Source organism: Thalassospira sp. TSL5-1 (assembly GCF_001907695.1).
In the GTDB taxonomy this organism is placed as follows: domain Bacteria; phylum Pseudomonadota; class Alphaproteobacteria; order Rhodospirillales; family Thalassospiraceae; genus Thalassospira.
This window is the reverse complement of the sequence record NZ_KV880640.1, coordinates 191,344-209,127: the sequence shown is the minus strand read 5'-3', so window position 1 is coordinate 209,127 and position 17,784 is coordinate 191,344. Positions and strand designations below refer to the sequence as shown.

General features: G+C 52.6%; 13 protein-coding genes. 7 read left to right on the top strand and 6 right to left on the bottom strand.

The window, feature by feature from the left end; all coding sequences use genetic code 11:
- Positions 1 to 61: 61 nt before the first annotated feature.
- From LF95_RS19530 to LF95_RS19520, 3 genes are all read right to left on the bottom strand, one after another.
- A complete protein-coding gene (locus LF95_RS19530) occupies positions 62 to 2,497 on the bottom strand; it encodes a TonB-dependent receptor (RefSeq protein ID WP_073956869.1) in 2,436 nt (811 codons plus the stop codon).
- Between the two features lie 119 nt (positions 2,498 to 2,616).
- The gene (locus tag LF95_RS19525; protein ID WP_073956868.1) at positions 2,617 to 3,588 is read right to left on the bottom strand and encodes a FecR family protein; all 972 of its coding nucleotides are present in this window, start codon (positions 3,586 to 3,588) and stop codon (positions 2,617 to 2,619) included.
- Positions 3,589 to 3,704: 116 nt separating this feature from the next.
- Positions 3,705 to 4,226, bottom strand: a complete 522-nt coding sequence (locus LF95_RS19520) for an RNA polymerase sigma factor (RefSeq protein ID WP_073956867.1) — start codon at positions 4,224 to 4,226, stop codon at positions 3,705 to 3,707.
- Positions 4,227 to 4,623: 397 nt separating this feature from the next.
- Between LF95_RS19520 and LF95_RS19515 the strand changes: the two genes are divergently transcribed.
- A complete protein-coding gene (locus LF95_RS19515; RefSeq protein ID WP_073956866.1) occupies positions 4,624 to 5,523 on the top strand; it encodes a LysR family transcriptional regulator in 900 nt (299 codons plus the stop codon).
- Positions 5,524 to 5,567: 44 nt separating this feature from the next.
- Here LF95_RS19515 and LF95_RS19510 read toward each other — a convergent pair whose 3' ends face one another.
- Positions 5,568 to 6,512: an isoaspartyl peptidase/L-asparaginase family protein gene (locus LF95_RS19510; protein ID WP_073956865.1), complete on the bottom strand. Its 945-nt coding sequence runs from the start codon at positions 6,510 to 6,512 to the stop codon at positions 5,568 to 5,570.
- A gap of 354 nt (positions 6,513 to 6,866) precedes the next feature.
- Between LF95_RS19510 and LF95_RS19505 the strand changes: the two genes are divergently transcribed.
- The 5 genes from LF95_RS19505 (at position 6,867) to LF95_RS19485 (ending at position 13,277) form a co-directional block, all read left to right on the top strand.
- Positions 6,867 to 8,696, top strand: coding sequence for an ABC transporter ATP-binding protein (locus LF95_RS19505; protein ID WP_073956864.1), 1,830 nt, complete (start codon positions 6,867 to 6,869; stop codon positions 8,694 to 8,696).
- 66 nt (positions 8,697 to 8,762) lie between these two features.
- Complete coding sequence (locus LF95_RS19500; protein ID WP_073956863.1) at positions 8,763 to 10,307, top strand: glutathione ABC transporter substrate-binding protein; 1,545 nt, start codon at positions 8,763 to 8,765, stop codon at positions 10,305 to 10,307.
- 69 nt (positions 10,308 to 10,376) lie between these two features.
- Positions 10,377 to 11,297, top strand: coding sequence for an ABC transporter permease subunit (locus tag LF95_RS19495; RefSeq protein WP_073956862.1), 921 nt, complete (start codon positions 10,377 to 10,379; stop codon positions 11,295 to 11,297).
- 9 nt (positions 11,298 to 11,306) lie between these two features.
- A complete protein-coding gene (locus LF95_RS19490) occupies positions 11,307 to 12,209 on the top strand; it encodes an ABC transporter permease subunit (RefSeq protein WP_073956861.1) in 903 nt (300 codons plus the stop codon).
- Between the two features lie 24 nt (positions 12,210 to 12,233).
- On the top strand, positions 12,234 to 13,277 hold the full coding sequence (locus tag LF95_RS19485) for a DmpA family aminopeptidase (RefSeq protein WP_073956860.1): 1,044 nt from the start codon (positions 12,234 to 12,236) through the stop codon (positions 13,275 to 13,277).
- Positions 13,278 to 13,375: 98 nt separating this feature from the next.
- Here LF95_RS19485 and LF95_RS19480 read toward each other — a convergent pair whose 3' ends face one another.
- Positions 13,376 to 14,197 carry a M55 family metallopeptidase gene (locus LF95_RS19480; RefSeq protein ID WP_073956859.1) on the bottom strand — a complete coding sequence of 274 codons (822 nt, stop codon included), beginning with the start codon at positions 14,195 to 14,197 and terminating at the stop codon, positions 13,376 to 13,378.
- A gap of 515 nt (positions 14,198 to 14,712) precedes the next feature.
- On the opposite strand from LF95_RS19480, the gene LF95_RS19475 reads away from it, so the two are divergent.
- On the top strand, positions 14,713 to 16,377 hold the full coding sequence (locus LF95_RS19475) for a methyl-accepting chemotaxis protein (RefSeq protein ID WP_073956858.1): 1,665 nt from the start codon (positions 14,713 to 14,715) through the stop codon (positions 16,375 to 16,377).
- A 71-nt stretch (positions 16,378 to 16,448) separates the two neighbouring features.
- Here the strand turns inward: LF95_RS19475 and LF95_RS19470 are convergent, their stop codons facing one another.
- Positions 16,449 to 17,771, bottom strand: a complete 1,323-nt coding sequence (locus LF95_RS19470) for a DUF445 domain-containing protein (RefSeq protein WP_073956857.1) — start codon at positions 17,769 to 17,771, stop codon at positions 16,449 to 16,451.
- Positions 17,772 to 17,784 lie beyond the last annotated feature (13 nt).

Genomic DNA, 17,784 nt, shown 5'->3' with positions numbered 1-17,784 from the left:
GAAGCAGAGCCTTGAATATTATTGCGCTCGCATTTATGCGGCTCTGCTTCCCGAGTTTTCGTTAGAAGTCTGCCGTTAATGACACCAGGGCCGTGCGGGGTGCGCCTAGTGAAATCATGCTGTAGTCATTCACGCCCGACCAATAGGATTCATTGGTGACGTTCTGGATGGTCGCACGCACCGTTACCGGTGTGTCGGAGATGGTGGTTTTATAGCGCAGGCCCAGATCAAGCGTCGTCCAGTCCGGAATGTCCTGGCTGTTTGCGGTATTGATATATTGCTCGGCGGTATGGGTAATCGTCCCATTTAATGTCAACCCCGGCGCAAAGGGGGTATCCCATTCTGCTGTCAGGTTTGCCTGCATTTTGGGTGTGCCAACCGGACGGTTGCCCTTGGTGGCCGCGCTGTTGGTTTTGGTCAGTTCCGCGTCCAGGAACATCACGCCTGCCAACAGGCGCACATCCGGCGTGACTTCGCCAAAAACATTCAACTCCAGCCCGCGATTGCGCTGTTCGGCATCGGAATTGTAAACATTGTTAACCGTCTGTCCCGATGGCTTGGTGATCTGAAACAGGGCCGCACTACCGCCAAATGTTCCAAAGTCAAGCTTGATACCGGTTTCAATCTGCTTGGCAACATAGGGGGCCATTGCTTCGCCGGCATTTGCAGCCGAACTTGGCGCGATATCACCCTTGCTCAAGCCTTCCAGATAATTGGCATAAACCGACATATAATCTGTCGGCTTAACGACAAGGCCGACCATCGGCGTAATGACGCTGTCTTTGTAATGCGCGGTTTTAACCCCGGTTGTCCCATTAAAATTGTTTGTTTCAATCGACTGATGCCGCGCGCCAAGCGTTAACTTTACCTGGTCTTGCCAGACCGACAGGGTATCAGCGACGGCGATACCTCTCAGGTCCGTTTCGGAAAGTTTTGGTTTGGCGGTTGGTGCGGCAACAAAAATTGGCGGAACCGACGATGGATTATAGATATTTGATGCCGGATCAGTGGCCGAATAAACCGCACCCCGATAGAAGGTATCGGCGTAATAACTGGCTGAGACGGTTGCCTCATGATTAATCGCCGCCGTACTGAAATCACCCCTTAACCCTGCATTTGCCGTAAACCGATTGGTCTGAAAACGCATATAAGACAGTGAATCGTCGTCAATATCGCCCGCGTTGTTTGTGATGATCGGATAACCGAACAAACGATCCACTTCGGTGCGACCACCCCCAACGCCGCCAAACAGGGTCAGATTATCAGCAAGATCATATTCACCCTTCAGCATTGCTGACTGGTCTGTCGCATCCGACCATTGCCAGTCTTGGACCGCATTTTTGCTGCCATCCGGTGCATCCGGCATGGTAACGCCCGATGTAAGGCGATATTCACGAAACGGCGCATCTATGTCTTCGCGCTGATCAATCAGGTCCAGCGACAGACGCAGATCTTCGCCTTTATAATCCAGGGCCAGCGCGCCCAATGTTGCCTCGCGCGACTGTTTGTCCAGATAGGTATCGCCATTATGGTAGCCGCCATTAAACCGGACACCGAACTGTTTGTCCTTGCCAAAACGGCGGCTGAAGTCAACATTGCCACCTGCTTGCTCGCCCAGCCCGTAATCAACGCTGACGCGATTAAGGTCTTTGTCACCGGCGCGCTTGGGCACGATATTAATCACACCGCCAACACCACCATTGGGCGACATGCCGTTGAGTAAGGCGGCCGGACCTTTCAAAACTTCAATGCGTTCGGCAAAGCCTGCTTGCACACGATAATTCGGTGCAACACCATAGGCACCATCCATTGCCACTTCGCCGGAATTGCCGGTATTGATGCTAAAACCGCGTATTTGATACGTATCAAGCATACCGCCGCCGCTATTGGGCGCGCGGACGGAGGGATCGTTTTTCAAAACATCAGCAATGGTTTTGGCCTGCTGATCCTCGATTTTTTCGCTGGTATAGCTGGTGATGCTGACCGGTGCGTCCATGATATCGGTATCGCCAAGCATCCCAAGTTGCCCGCCGCTGGCGACCTGGCCGCCGGCATAGACAGGCGGTAATCCATTTTGTTCTTCTGCCGCTTCAATGCGGATCGGATCGAGGGTTGTCACATCGCCATTTGCTGCGGCGCTGGAAGGCTTGACGATAACAAGCGCATTATCCCCCGTAGAGCGATAGGAAAACCCGGTTCCCTTGAGCAAAATATCAAGCGCCTGCATTGGGGACATCGTCCCGCGAATGACCCGTGCGGTGTCAATTGCGGGCAATTCCATCGTATAGGCAATGCGCCACCCCGATACGGCACCAATTTCGGCAATCCCCTGGGCGAGAGACTGCGCCTTGATATCAAAAGAATATTGAACCCGTTCAACACCCGATGTTGCATTGTTTGTTTGCGCATAGGCAGACACAGGCACAAGCATCGTCGTGGACAGCAAAAGTTTTGCCGCTAAGGCATGAATCTTGTTTTTGGTGTTATCGGATCTCAATTTCCCGCTCCAGTTATATGTCTTCGCAAGCAGGTCCCCCCTGCTTCTAACTAGACAAACGAACGGGCGATCAAACTCCTCACATCCTCATCAACATTTTTTGCGAATTTTTCGCAATCTCAATAAATAACTGTCATCCACGGAGAAACCCGGACAAGCTTTGCATCAAGAGCATCGGCCATTGTTTGTAAAGATCCCGGGATATTCGCCATTGTAAAAGTGCCGGAAATTCTTCTATCTGCCAGATCACCCAGCACCATAATCCGGTCATTCTGATAGCGGGCGAATTGTGCTACCAAGTCCGCAACCCGGACATTTTCAACACTCAGCCGTCCCTTTAACCAGGACAAGGCCAGTACCGGGTTCACCTGCCGGGGTGTTTCTAGCGCGCCATCCAAAACAGAAACCTGCTGCCCGGGACCAATTTCAACATTGTTGTTTTTCTGCCAACCCGCGACCTGCACCCGTCCTTCTTCAACGGTAACAACCGTGCCCGCACTCTGTTGGTCCACACTAAACCGTGTTCCGACAACCCGCACCGATGCCTCGCCGGATGTCACGGTGAAAGGGTCGCCATGACGTGAAACAACATTAAAAAATGCCTGTCCACGCAAAAGCTCAACCCTGCGACGATCACCGTCAAAGTCCGTCGTAACGGCACTATTGGCAGCCAGTATGACTGATGATCCATCTGGCAGTTGAAAACGGCTTGTCACATCCGGCCCGGCAACAATATCAGCCCGCAGGTTTTGCAAAATCCACGGATTGCCTGACCATAACGCACATACAGCAACCAAAATGACGGCAGCCGCCATCCCGATGGAGAAAGGCCGTGCAACGGGACGTACAAACGGACCGAAAATGCGACGCCAGGCCGAGCGCTCCTGTTTTGCCAGACGAGAGGCCGGTTGTTCAAGTTGCGTCCACAATTGGCGCATTTCCTCAAAGGCCGCCCGATTACCTTCATCCGCATTCAGCCAGGCTTGAAATTCTGCCTGCTGACGGGACGACATTGACCCGCCCGCCTGGCGGGCATACCAGATGGCAGCATCGTCTTTTTGCTGATCCGTCAATTCGTTATGATGCGACATTGCCTCTGACTATTCCATTCCCGCGGCCATAAGCCACCCCAATCGCCTATCGAAAACCTCTCTATAGGTAATAACGATTGAGAAGGAAAATATCCTCATATTTTGTGCGGAAAAGATTAATCAGGGTCGATATGGGCGGCAAGGCGTTCCTGACAATGTCGCATGGTACGGGCCAATTGTTTTTCGACGGCACTAACCGAAATGTCGTATTTTTTGGCAAGTTTGGCATTGGAAATGCCATCGACCCGATGGGCCAAAAACATCTCCCGCGCCCGGGGTGAAAGCTCAAGCAGGGCTTTGTCTAACGCGCCGAGTGCCTGCCGGGCCTCAACATGATCCTCTGGGGAGTGTGTTTTCTGCTGTTCCCACAGCTGGCTTGGTAAAAGGCTTTCCATGGATCGGCTATGATTTCGGATGGACCTGTGATGGTCGATAATGGCGTTGCGCACGGCGGTATACAGAACTTTGATGTTCTCTTCCTTTGTGCCAACACTGCCATGCTGCATCATACGCAAATAAACGTCCTGAACCAATTCAGCCGCCACTTCACGATCCTGCATCCGGCGAACAGCCATCGAAAGCAGCCTGCTTCGGTGCTGCTCGAATAGATATGCGAGCGTTCTGGCCCAGAATTTCATTCTAAACAACCACCTGATGGCGTGTAAGCGGATAACACGGCACTGCAACCCAAAATAACCGGGGCCTAAATCAATGTCGGGCGCAAACTAGCAGTAATGATAATCATTTTCAATATTAAGAATAGGGAGCACCATCAATTATCGACTTCTGGTTCAAACAAACCGCACGCATATCGTTCAAGGCGTGCGAGTGGTTTGTAATGCAAGGCTGGTAGATACAATATTGCCAAAAGGGATCGCGTGGCGCTTGACATAAAAGTCCATCACTTTGCAAAACGAGGGCTGGATGGGGACGAAAAGATCGTATCGCGGCGGATAATGCACAAATATAATCGCACTATCCGTTTGCGTAGTGATACAAACGCGCCTGTCATCTTCTGACCTAGGGGCTCTTAGAATGGAAATAAAGTGGCTTGAGGATTTTGTTTCGCTGGCCCGGACACGCAATTTTTCGCGTTCGTCCGAAGAACGCAACGTAACACAACCGGCATTTAGCCGCCGTATTCGTGCCCTGGAAAACTGGATCGGCACCGATTTGATTGATCGGCGCACATATCCCATCACCCTGACGGAAGAAGGCCGCCTGTTTCGTGATACGGCTGAAACCGTTTTGCATGATATTTACCATGACCGCGCACAGTTTCATCAAATCCAACATACCGGCCGCCCAGATATCCGGATTGCGGCCGCCAGCACGCTCAGCATCAGTTTCATTCCCGGCTGGTTAAGACGGGTTCAGCAGGTGATTGGCCCGTTTACCAGCCATATCATGACAGAAAATTTCCATGACATGGTGCGTCACCTGGCCGATGGGGATATTGATTTTGTTTTGCAATATTGCAGCCCAAAGGCACCGGTTCTGTTTGACACGACCCAGTTTCGCGCCATGACGCTTGCCAGCGAAAACATGATCCTGGTCGCCCCGACAGATGCACACGGGAATGCGATTATTCATCCTGATCAGGATGGGGAAATTGCCTATGTCGGCTATTCAAAAAATGGCTATTTTTCCGAAATCGAAGCGATGATTTTCAGTCAGAACCCAACCGTTCGGAAAAAAATCAAACGCATTAGCGAAAGCCCAACCTCGGAATTCGTCAAACGCATGGCGATTGAATTTGGCGCATTGACACTGGTGCCGGAAAGCTGCGCACGGACAGAACTTGCCCGGGGCGAGCTGGTTGAAATTGATGCCGCCAGCTGGCGGCACGCGCTTGACATTCAAATCTATCGCAAGGCAGACACAAAACGTTCTGTTACCCGTAAATTGTGGGACGCCCTTGCCGATATAACCTGACCCGTCGTTGCAAATACGACGGGCCCTGGCCCAGTATTGCATTCCTAGGCGGGCGTTTCATCGCTGTAAATATAAGTCTCGAACCGCCCTTCCTGGGTGACAACACCACGATACATGCCTTCACTGTTCATCGGCATAACAACATTGCCCGCCCCATCCACAGCGATCAAACCACCAGAACCGTCATTTTTGCCCAGATCTTCCATCACGACATGGTTGGCCGCATCCGCAAGGCTTTGCCCCGCATGGCGCATCCGGGCCGAAATTTCATGGGCGGCACAATAACGAATAAAAACCTCACCATGCCCGGTTGCAGACACCGCACAGGTGGCATTATCGGCAAATGTTCCCGCGCCAATCACCGGGGTATCGCCGATCCGGCCCGGTGCCTTGGCCGTCATGCCACCGGTCGAGGTTGCAGCCGCCACCTGCCCGTTTACATCACACGCAACAGCGCCCACTGTGCCATGACGCCGGGCGGGGTCGTCGCTTTCCAAGCCCTGTGAACGTAACTTCAACGTTTCCTGCAAGGCATTCCAGCGGGCATCGGTGTGGAAATACGCCGCATCTTCAAAGGGCAAACCCGCCTTTTGAGCCAATTTTAGGGCCGCATCGGCACCAAAAAACACATGCTCGGAATGCTCCAACACCTCGCGCGCCAGCCGAACAGGGTTTCGCGGACCACAAATGCCTGCCACGGCACCGACATTGCGCTGTGTGCCTTCCATCACGGCAGCATCCATTTCGTGTTTGCCTTCGCTGGTAAAAACCGCCCCCCGCCCGGCATTAAATAACGGGTTGTCTTCCAGGGCGCAAACAGCCTCCACCACGGCATCAACCGCCGACCCGCCCTTTTCCAAAACCGCATATCCGGCCTGTAGCGCCGTTTTCAACCCTTCATGATACGCTGCTTCTTTTTCGGCAGTCATTTTGCTGCGCAAAATGGTCCCTGCGCCACCGTGAACGACCAGTGAGAAGCGATGTGTCATATGAATGCTCCGGGTTGGAAAACGGGAAAATGAACATAGTGAATGCGGGCATATTATGGCAGGGGCGCACGCTGACAAGGGCGCGTTTCAGGTCGATTTTGCGGCTTCATACGCTGGCGGCATAGAGTTTTTGACACCAGAAAAGACCAATTTAAGCAAAATGAACCTGCGTCAAAGTGCCTGCTTAAGCCGTTTCGCACTTGCGAAAACAAGCGATTGACAAAAACTATGCAAAATCGGCATAGATGTTGCCAAAACAGCTTTGGCAGAAGCTGCCCCTGATGGTTAACGTCTTCGCACAAGCAAAAAACCCAACGGCAAACGATACCGTGACTGAGTTTCAGGGAATATTGAATGGCTGAACAAACGCGCCCGACACTGTTATCCGTACGCAACCTGACTGTTGCCTTTGGCAATGATAAAGCCCCTGTGACTGCCGTTAAGGGCCTGGACATTGACGTTTACAAAGGCGAAACCGTCGCCATTGTTGGTGAGTCCGGTTCTGGTAAGTCCGTTACCGCCCTTTCCCTGATGCGCCTGATCGAATTTGGCAACGGTAAAATCACCGACGGGTCGATCAATTTACAGCTGCGCAGCGGTAAAGTCGTTGATATTCGGACCCTGGATGACGAAAACGCCCGCACCCTGCGTGGCGACGAAATTTCGATGATCTTCCAGGAGCCGATGACCTCGCTTAATCCGGTATTCACCATTGGTGAACAGTTGATCGAGGCGATTGCCACCCACCAGAAAAAATCGCGCAAGGAAGCCGCCAAGGTTGCCATCGAGGTTCTGGAAAAAGTCCGTATTCCCGATGCCACCAATGTCATGAAACGCTATCCGCACCATCTTTCGGGCGGGATGCGTCAACGTGTCATGATTGCAATGGCCCTTTCCTGCCGCCCGCAATTGCTGATCGCGGATGAACCGACAACGGCACTGGATGTGACCATTCAGGCGCAGATCCTGCGGCTTATTCATGATTTGCAGGTCGAAAACAGCATGTCGGTGCTGTTTATCACCCACGATATGGGGGTGGTTTCCGAAATCGCCGATCGCGTGGTGGTGATGTATCACGGCGAAAAGGTCGAGGAAGGCAAGGTCGAGGATGTTTTTGCCAACCCGCAGCATCCCTATACCAAGGCCCTGTTGCAGGCCGTGCCGCGCCTGGGGTCGATGAAGGGCAGCGATCTTCCCAAACGGTTTCTCATTCCGGGCAAGGAAACGGTGGAAGATTCCAAACCGGGAACCGTGATTGATTATTCCAAACCGCCACTTTTGTCGGTGCGTGAATTGACCACGCATTTCGACATCAAGGAAGGGTTGCTGAGCAAAACCACCAAGCGCGTCCATGCTGTTGAAGGCATCGATCTTGATATTTGGCCTGGCGAAACGCTGGGTCTTGTGGGGGAGTCCGGGTGCGGTAAATCCACCACGGGTCGTTCTATCCTGCAGCTGGTGCAATCGCGGTCTGCGCGCCTGATGTTTGACGGCCAGGACATGTCATCCATGTCCAACCCTGATTTGCAAAAGCTGCGCCGCCAGATCCAGTTTGTCTTCCAGGATCCGTATGCGTCGCTTAATCCACGCCTGACGGTTGGGTATTCAATTTGTGAACCAATGCTGATTCACAAGCTGGAAACGCCAAAATCGGCAATGGATCGCGCTGTCTGGTTGCTTGAGCAGGTCGGGCTTTCGGCTGACCATGCCAAACGCTATCCGCACGCCTTTTCTGGCGGGCAGCGCCAGCGTATTGCAATTGCACGTGCCCTGGGCACCAACCCCAAAATGATCATCGCCGACGAAGCCGTATCAGCACTTGACGTTTCGGTGCAGGCGCAGGTCGTGAACCTAATGATGGATTTGCAGCAGAAATTTGGCCTGGCCTGGCTGTTCATTTCCCATGACATGGCCGTGGTTGAACGGGTCAGCCATCGCATTGCGGTAATGTATCTGGGGCAAATTGTTGAAACGGGTCCACGGCGAAATGTGTTTGAACATCCCGGGCATGCCTATACCCGCCGCCTGATGGATGCCGCCCCCATCCCCGACCCGGCCTTCCGGATTGAAAACCGCCCGTTGATTACAGGCGAAGTTCCCAGTCCGATCAGGTCTATTCACAATCCTCCTGCCAGGCTTGCCTTGCAGGAAATCTCGCAGGGACATTTCGTCGCAGCGGAATGAACGTCCAGTCTTTTAACATTCAACAACAATAAACGAACACTCAGATCAGCAAAGAGGCATTAACACATGAAACATCTGAAAAATGCGGTTCTTGGCGCAACCATGCTTGCAGGAGCCTTTGGCACCGTGCACGCCGCCCAGGCAGCCGACCTTTCCATTGCGCTGAACCAGATTATCCAGGGTCTGAACCCGCAGGATTCAAACTACAATGTCGATTATTCTGTCGCGAACGGCATTTATGAACGCCTGATCGCATTTGACGGCGACATGAAGCTGGTCCCGCAGCTGGCAACCAGCTGGGAAGGCAGTGACGATGCCAAAACCTTTACCCTGCACCTGCGCGAAGGTGTTAAATTCCAGGACGGCACCGATTTTAACGCTGCAGCTGTCAAGTTCAACCTGGACCGCCTGGCCGATGCCAGCCTGAATTTGAAAAAACACAGCCTGTTTAAACTGGTTGAAGCGGTTGAAACGCCGGACGACTACACCGTTGTCATTAAACTGAGCAAACCGTTTGGTGCCATGATCAACACGCTGGCCCATCCGTCGGTCGTGATGGAAAGCCCGGCTGCGATTAAGAAATACGGCAAAGACATTTCCAAGCATCCGGTTGGTACCGGCCCGTTCAAATTTCAGGAATGGGTTCCGGGCGAAAAGATGGTTGTCGTAAAGAACGAAAACTATTGGGATTCCGAATGGCCGAAGGTTGACAAGGTCACATTCTATCCGGTCGCCGAAAACGGTACCCGTGTTTCGATGCTGATGTCGGACGAAGTTCAGTTCGTGCCGATCCTGCCTGCCGAACTGATGAAGCGTGTCAGTGAATCCGACAAATACGAAGTGCTTGAAAAGCCGGGCATTTCGGTTTGGGTCATGGCAATGAACATGATGCGCAAAGAATTCAAGGACATTCGCGTTCGTGAAGCCTTTAACCTGGCGATTGACAAAAATGCCTTCACCCAGGTGGTTTATGGCGGCCATGCCATTGTGCCGGATTCACCACTTGCCCCGGCAACCCAGTTCCATGCCACCCAGACCCCGGCCTTGACCACCGATGTTGCCAAGGCCAAGGAATTGATGAAAGAAGCCGGCTATGCCGATGGTTTCTCGATCAATCTTTGGGCGCGTAACAACTCGACCGAAGTGCGCATGTTGCAGTTTATCAAACAGCAGCTTTCGCAGATCAATGTTAAGGTTGATATCGTTCCGCTGGAAGGCGCAACCCGCGCTGAAAAACTGTTTGGTTCCAGCGTAACCCCGGAAACCGCCGAGTTTGATACGGTTATTGGTGGCTGGTCGCCCTCGACCGGTGATGCCGACTGGCACCTGCGCCCGGTCTATTCGACCGAAGGCTGGATTCCGAACATGTATAACGAAGCGTTTTATTCCAACCCGGATGTGGACAAGGCCATCAATGATGCCCTTGAAACTGCTGACCCGGCAAAACGCGCAGCGGCATATGAAATCGCCCAGAAACAGATCTGGAAAGACAAGCCGGTTGTCTGGCTGGCCGTCGATAATGCCCTTGCAGGTCGTAAAAAAGGCCTGACCGGTGCATTCCCCATGCCGGATGGCACCATGCAATATGCCCACGCCGCGTTTGAAGAATAAGCCCGCCTGAAACTTCCGGCCCGGTAATATCATTTGGTATTACCGGGCCGCCGACACCAAGAGCACCAAATGGTTCAATATTTCCTGCGACGGCTTTTTGCGTTAATTCCGGTTCTTTTTCTGATTTCGATATTCGTTTTTCTCTTTGTCCATGCGCTGCCGGGCGACCCTGCCCGTGTGCTGGCGGGCGATACTGCCACGCTCGAAGAGGTAGAGACCGTTCGTCGAACGCTTAATCTGGATGCGCCTTTATACCAGCAGTACTTTAAATTCATTGGCAATATCCTGAGCGGAAATCTCGGCACCTCTTTGCGCACACACGAGCCCGTCACCACCATGATTGGCCGGGCCTTTATGCCGACAGTATGGCTGGCCCTGTGTTCTTTGGGATGGTCGGTTCTGTTTGGCTTGCTCTCGGGTGTGATTTCGGCGGTCAAACGTGGCAGCATTGGCGACCATGCCGGCATGTTCGCGGCTGTTTCCGGCATTTCCATGCCACCTTTCTGGCTGGGACTGCTTTTAATGCAGTTTTTCTCGGTCCAGTTGGGCTGGTTTGGCACCAGTGGCTTTGACAGTCCTTCGGACCTTGTCCTGCCTTCGCTTACCCTGGGGGCTGGTGTGGCGGCCATTATGGCACGCTTTACCCGGTCCGCCGTGATCGAGGTTGTGCGCGAAGATTACATTCGCACCGCGCGCGCCAAGGGCCTTACGGAGAAAATTGTTATCTGGAAACACGCCCTGCGCAACGCCCTGATCCCTGTTGTCACGATGGCGGGCCTTCAGTTTGGCTTTTTGCTGGGCGGCTCCATTGTCATCGAACAGGTGTTTCGCTGGCCGGGCATGGGGTCCTTGTTGCTCGATGCGATCCGTTTCCGCGATTACACCGTTGTTCAGGCCGAGATCATGATCTTCTCGCTTGAATTTCTGCTGATCAATCTTTTGGTTGACGTCCTTTACGGGCTGATCAACCCGAAAATTCGCTATAGCTAGGATACCGTGATGACGCAACAACCCGAAATCGTCATTGATGCGGCCCCGGCCCCCGACGAGGCGGCGACCAGTCCGTTCAAGGAATTCTGGAAACGGTTTGCCAAACGCAAAGTCGCGCTGGCAGCAGGCATTTTTCTGTTGCTGATGTATGTTTTGGCTTTTCTGGCCCCGGTTATTTTACCTTTTGGCCCGGACAGCTTTGACTATATGAACACACTACAAACACCAAGCGCCCTGCATTGGGCTGGTACCGACGAATTTGGCCGCGATATTTTCGCCCGTTTGTTAAACGGGGCCAAATTGTCGATGTTTATCGGCTTTACCTCGGTCTCTGTCGGTGCTGTCATTGGTGTTCTGGCCGGGCTTTTTGCCGGGTATTATGGCGGCTGGCTGGATGCCTGCACCATGCGGGTGTCTGATGTGCTGTTTGCCTTTCCCGGCATGTTGCTTGCCATTGGCATTGTCGCCATTCTTGGCCCGGGGCTGACCAACGTGATTGTGGCTGTCGCCATTTTCAGTGTTCCGGCATTCGCCCGTATCGTGCGTTCCGGCACACTGGCCCATAAAGAAAGCACCTATGTCGAAGCTGCCCGTGCGGCCGGGGCGTCGGACTTCATCATCATGTTCCGTCACATTCTGCCCGGTGTTTTAGGCGCGGTGATCGTTTATTTCACCATGCGTATTGGTACCTCCATCATCACCGCAACCAGCCTGTCATTCCTTGGCCTGGGCGTGGAACCCTCAACGGCCGAATGGGGGGCGATGCTTTCAACCGGGCGCGATTACATGATGGCCGGTGAATGGCACCTGACCCTGTTCCCGGGGCTTGCCATCTTCATTACCGTTCTATCCTTCAATATTCTGGGCGATGGTCTGCATGACGCGCTCGACCCGAAACTTGACAGGGAATAGGCTGCGATTGCGCGGCAAAAGACAATGACAGTGCAATTTCGTGACAGTTTGTCGCCTGGTGACTGGTGGGTACACCCGACCGGGCAAAAAAACCTGATTACCGATGTTCCCGGCGTTACCGTCGGGCATACAACCCTTAATCAAGGCACAACCGCCCGCACGGGTGTAACGGCCATTTTGCCGCATGGGGGCGATCTGTTTGACCGCCCGGTTCATGCCGCCTCTGCCGTGTTAAATGGCTTTGGCAAAAGTATTGGACTTGTTCAGCTTGACGAGCTTGGTGAAATTGAAACGCCAATTATCCTGACCAATACATTCGCTGTTGGTGATTGTGGCAAGGCCCTGATCAAACGAGCCATTCGCCAGAACCCGGCCATTGGTCGCAAAACGGCAACGGTTAACCCGTTGGTCCTGGAATGCAATGACGGCATCGTCAACGACATCCAGGCGTTTCATGTGACCGAAGAAATGGTGGATCACGCCATTGACCAGGCCAGCGAACATTTCCAACAGGGTGCCGTTGGTGCTGGCACAGGCATGAAAACCTTTGGCTTTACCGGTGGTGTTGGCTCTGCCTCCCGCCAGGTCAAAGTGGATGCCAAATGCCGCTATCATCTTGGCGCACTTGTTCTTTCCAATTTCGGCCAAAAATCGGAATTGCGGGTTATGGGTAAGAAATATTCTGCCTTTAACCCATCCCTACCCGACGCCCAGGACAAAGGTTCCATCATTATTGTACTGGCAACCGATGCCCCATTGGATTCCCGCCAGTTAGGCCGGATTTGCAAACGGGCGGGTGCAGCCCTTGGCCGGATGGGCAGTTATTGGGGTCACCAGAGTGGCGATATTGCCATTGCCTTCTCAACCCAAAACAGCCATTCCCGTTCCGGGGCAGCCGAATATGAGGCCACCCGACTTGCTGAAAACAGCATGAATATCTTTTTCCATGCTGCCGTTGAAGCCGTTGAAGAAGCCGTGCTGAACGCCATGTGGTTTGCGCGTGCGAGTGTTGGATATACGGGTAAAACCCTGCCCGAATTTCACGCGTTTCTTACGCAAGCCAGCTGACATCATCTGTCTATATGACAAAAGCAAAGGGCCCGGACATTCATCCGGGCCCTTTAGCCTTTGCATTATTGATCAGGTTAAACCGGACAAAACAGCGTTTATTGCATGCCCGCAATCATAAGTGACAGGGCCGAAATGACCCCGATTGCCGTGGCATGGCTTTTGGCCTGAAAGCAAACCGTATGTGCATCGGTCCGTTCCATAATCGGCAGCAAGGCAGCAGCATCGGCATAAAGCGATTTATGAAACCGCACGGTCACATCCAACGGTACTTGACATGGCGCTTCAACTTTTGCGGTGGCGGCACTGGCGACGGCTTCAGCTACCTCGCTGCGGATCAAGGCACGCGAGCGAATGGGCGAAAGGCTGTTGGCGGCATGAGCCCCCAGGGCTTCCTTGACGATAATGCGACGCGCAGCGGGGAACTGTTCGGCAATTTCCCGGGCCAGGCAATCATCGCCACTGACGGCCAGCAAAGGTACGCCAATTTCAGCCGCGTATCCGCCAAACAGGGTGGGTTCGCCAGCGCGAATGCCATCGATTTCGATTGAATGAAACGCCATACCGCTGACGGTATGGGCCATAACACCACTATTCGAGGCCGCACCATGATACCCGATCAGCACAACACCATCGTGATTTTCATCAATCCCCTGGATCATCGACAAGGGACGCGGCTTGCCCGAAACAAGGCGGGCACGCTCGTCAAGATCTTCGGCAATAATGTTACGCATAGGACCATGAGAATCTGCAACCACAACCTCGGTCGCGCCGCCGTCAAACGCGCCAGCAATGGCGGCATTGGCTTCCTGTGTCATCAGGCGACGGGCAACTTCGTATTCCGGGTTGCCGCGACGCCCCTGAAGCGTCTCGTTAACGCCTGCAACACCTTCAATATCAACCGATATCATTATTCGCATTTTTTTCTCCGCGCCTTATTAGGATTTTCAGAAAAATCCTAAGGCCTGACAGCAAAGCACATCCAATGCCTATTTGACATGATGTATGCCGCAGCGTTTTTTTTCCGCCTCTGACAAATGAGATAAACAGGACGATCTCATAAGTAAAAATTTGTCCATCGGGCAAATCTACCTGATACGGCGTCAATTCGGCCCCTGTTTATTGCGTTTTCTGGCTCGAAAATACAACGGCTTTATCCCATGAAGACGAAAACCAAGGGTGAGATATATCACCCCAAATTTTAAAATATTACAAAAATTTAAATCATTTTTTTGAGGAATTATAATACTCGATCCTATATCATTGGAGTGGTTGATACTTCATTCGTATATTACGGCGATCTGCACCAACCTATGGTACCTATCTTTTTGGGGTGCGGCGTCTCTTATGCAGGCGTAATCAAACAAAACTGACGAGCAACTGGCACAAACCGGCTTTGCGAAACCGACCACATAAATATCCGGAGCAAGACGGAATGAACTTCCTAAAAAATATCAAGATCGCCTATAAAATTTCAGCGGGATTTGGCATAACTCTTGTCCTTCTCCTTGCTGTCGCAATTATTGGCGTTCTTGCGCTACAATCTGGTGACACAAATTTCAACAGGTACCGCCTTATTGCCAATCAATCCAATTTGGCAAACGAGATGCTGACCAATATCCTCGATACGCGGCTTGTCGCCCGAATGTATAAAGACGAACCGACACAGGAACTGTCCGAGCGCGCCCTGAAGAACATGAAGAATGCCCTTGATCTTGGCGATCAGCTTCAGCAACTGATTGTTTCGCCCGAACGGGATCAGATGGTTCGCGCGATTAAAACCGATATCAATACTTTTGTAGCGGAATTTAACAGCTTACTTGCCAGCAAAGACCCGGCCGAACAAGAACACCTTTTGGCCGAGAAAATTCGTCCCATCGGTGGCAAGCTGAGACGGAACCTGGATCAATTCACGGATTCCATTAGCGATGAGCAAAATGAGCTTGGTGGCCGTGTCGTTGCTGAAAATCAGCAGGCCATTATTACAGGCGAGATTATTGCCGCAATCGCGGTTATCTTCGGGATCGCCGCTGCATGGGTCATTGGCAACGGTATTTCGCGCCCCATCCTGACAATTACGGAATCGATGCGTAAACTGTCGGACGGTGATAAAACCGTCGAAATTCCTGGCACAGACCACAAAGACGAAATCGGCGAAATGGCCGCCGCCGTTATTGTGTTCAAAGAAAATATGATCAAAGCCGAAGAACTTGCCGCCGAAGAGGTCAAGGCGCAACAACGTCGCGAAGAACGCACGAAAGTGATTGAGAAGCTGACCAATGATTTCGATGCGGATGTATCCGTTGTTCTGAGAACGGTTGCCTCTGCTGCAACCGAAATGCAGGCAACCGCCACTTCGATGACAGCAACCGCGGAAGAAACCAGCCGCCAGTCAACCGCTGTTGCAGCTGCGGCAGAACAGGCGTCAAGCAACGTTGAAACCGTTGCCGGAGCATCAGAAGAACTTACCAACTCCATTGCCAGAATTTCCCAGCAGGTCAGCCAGTCAGCCCAGGTTGCCAATAAGGCGGTTGCCGAGGCAGACCGGACCAACAGCCAGGTGCGTGGCCTTGCCGAAGCAGCCCAGAAAATTGGTGATGTTGTTGGCCTGATCAGCGATATTGCCGCCCAAACCAACCTTTTGGCCCTGAATGCGACCATCGAGGCTGCACGCGCAGGAGACGCAGGTAAAGGGTTTGCCGTTGTTGCCGCCGAGGTGAAGAACCTTGCCAATGCAACCTCCCGGGCAACCGATGATATCACCAGCCAGATTACCGGTATTCAGCAAGAAACCAATGGTGCTGTTGGGGCGATCCAGTCAATCAGCGCAACAATTACCGAAATCAATGAAATCGCATCTTCGATTGCCAGTGCGATCGAAGAACAGGGTTCTGCCACCGAAGAAATCACCCGCAATGTTCAGCAAGCTTCTGCGGGAACCCGCGAAGTCACATCCAACATTCATGGTGTGAACGAAGCAGCTTCTTCGACCGGCGCGGCCGCCGAACAGGTTCTGTCCGCATCGGGTGATCTGTCCCAGCAGGCAGAAGACCTTCGCAAAAAGGTCGAGACCTTCCTGAACTCGGTAAAGGCAGCATAAGACAGGTTTTTCTTACAAAAATAGACGGAACTGACGGATTTTTCAGGGCTGGCGAACTTCGCCAGCCCTTCTTAAAACTGGATGGTCAGCCAGCCGATAAACTGCATGGTTGCAAACAAAACCCCGCCAATCAGAGCGCCAACCAGCGTTCCATTCAGGCGGATTGATTGTAAGTCGCTGCCCATTGCCAACTCTAACTGGGCGGTCAGTTCATCCGCACTCCAGGCCTCCACTCGTTCCTTGATGAAATGGCGGATCTTTTCGCGATATTCGCCAATATAGGGGTCCACCGTTTCAAGAACCCACAGATTAAGCCAGTTTTTCATTTCCGGATCGGCATCGAGCTTGGTGCCAATATTTTGCGATGCGCCGATAATGGCGCGGCGAATTTCCGATTGTGGATTTGCCAGGTCTGATCGCAACCAGTTCAGTGTTTTGCTCCAGATATGGGCGATGTAATCCGATAATTCCTGATTATCGAGCATCCGGTCACGAAACTGATCAAGGCGCGCGCGCAAAACCGGGTCGGTCTGCAAACGGTCAATAAAAGCGGGAATTTTATTTTCAAATTTCAGGCGCAGTTCGTGGTCCTTGTTATCGGCCAGGTCCTGGATCAATTCGCGCAGGCCAACGGCCACCTTTTCGGTAATGTTGTCGGCAACTGCCTTATCAAGGTTCACCCAACGCAGTACCGACCATAATTCACCGGCAATTTTATCAGCCAGCATATTGCGGGTTTCATCGCTGTTGGTGAAATCGGCAATATCGTTTAACAGGCTATCGACCATTTCATGATGGCGGCCATCCTGGGTCAGGATGGTGATAAAACGGGCCGAAAGTTTGCCCACATCCGCCTCGCGCAGTTTTTCGCGGGTTGTTGTGCGCACAAATTCCTGCAATTCGGCACTATCAAGCAAATACATCAGGCGCGGGGCGAACTTCACCACCAGATCGGCCATTTGCGCCGATGTTTTAGGATTGGCACAATATTTTGCCAGCCTGTCTGCCGGATCGAATTCGCGAATTTTTTCCAGCACATGGTCCTTGCCCAAAAAATGGTCGCAAATAAAATCCGCCAGATTGCGGGCAATTTTATCCTTGCTGCGCGGTATAATCGCGGTATGCGGAATTTTAAGGCCCAGCGGATGACGAAACAGCGCAACAATGGCAAACCAGTCCGCAAGGCCACCAATCATTGCCGCCTCGGCCATTGCCACAAACAGCCCGACCCACCAGTTTTGGTGGTCAGGGTCATAAACCGTCAGCCCGACAAAACACGCGCAAGCCAATAACAGGGTTAGCAACGCTACCCGTTTCTTGTGCGCCAGCTTCCTGGCCCTGACGATATTATCGGGGCCGCCGGGCGATGCCGCCTGCAAAACGGGTTCTGCCATATGCTCTGTCTAT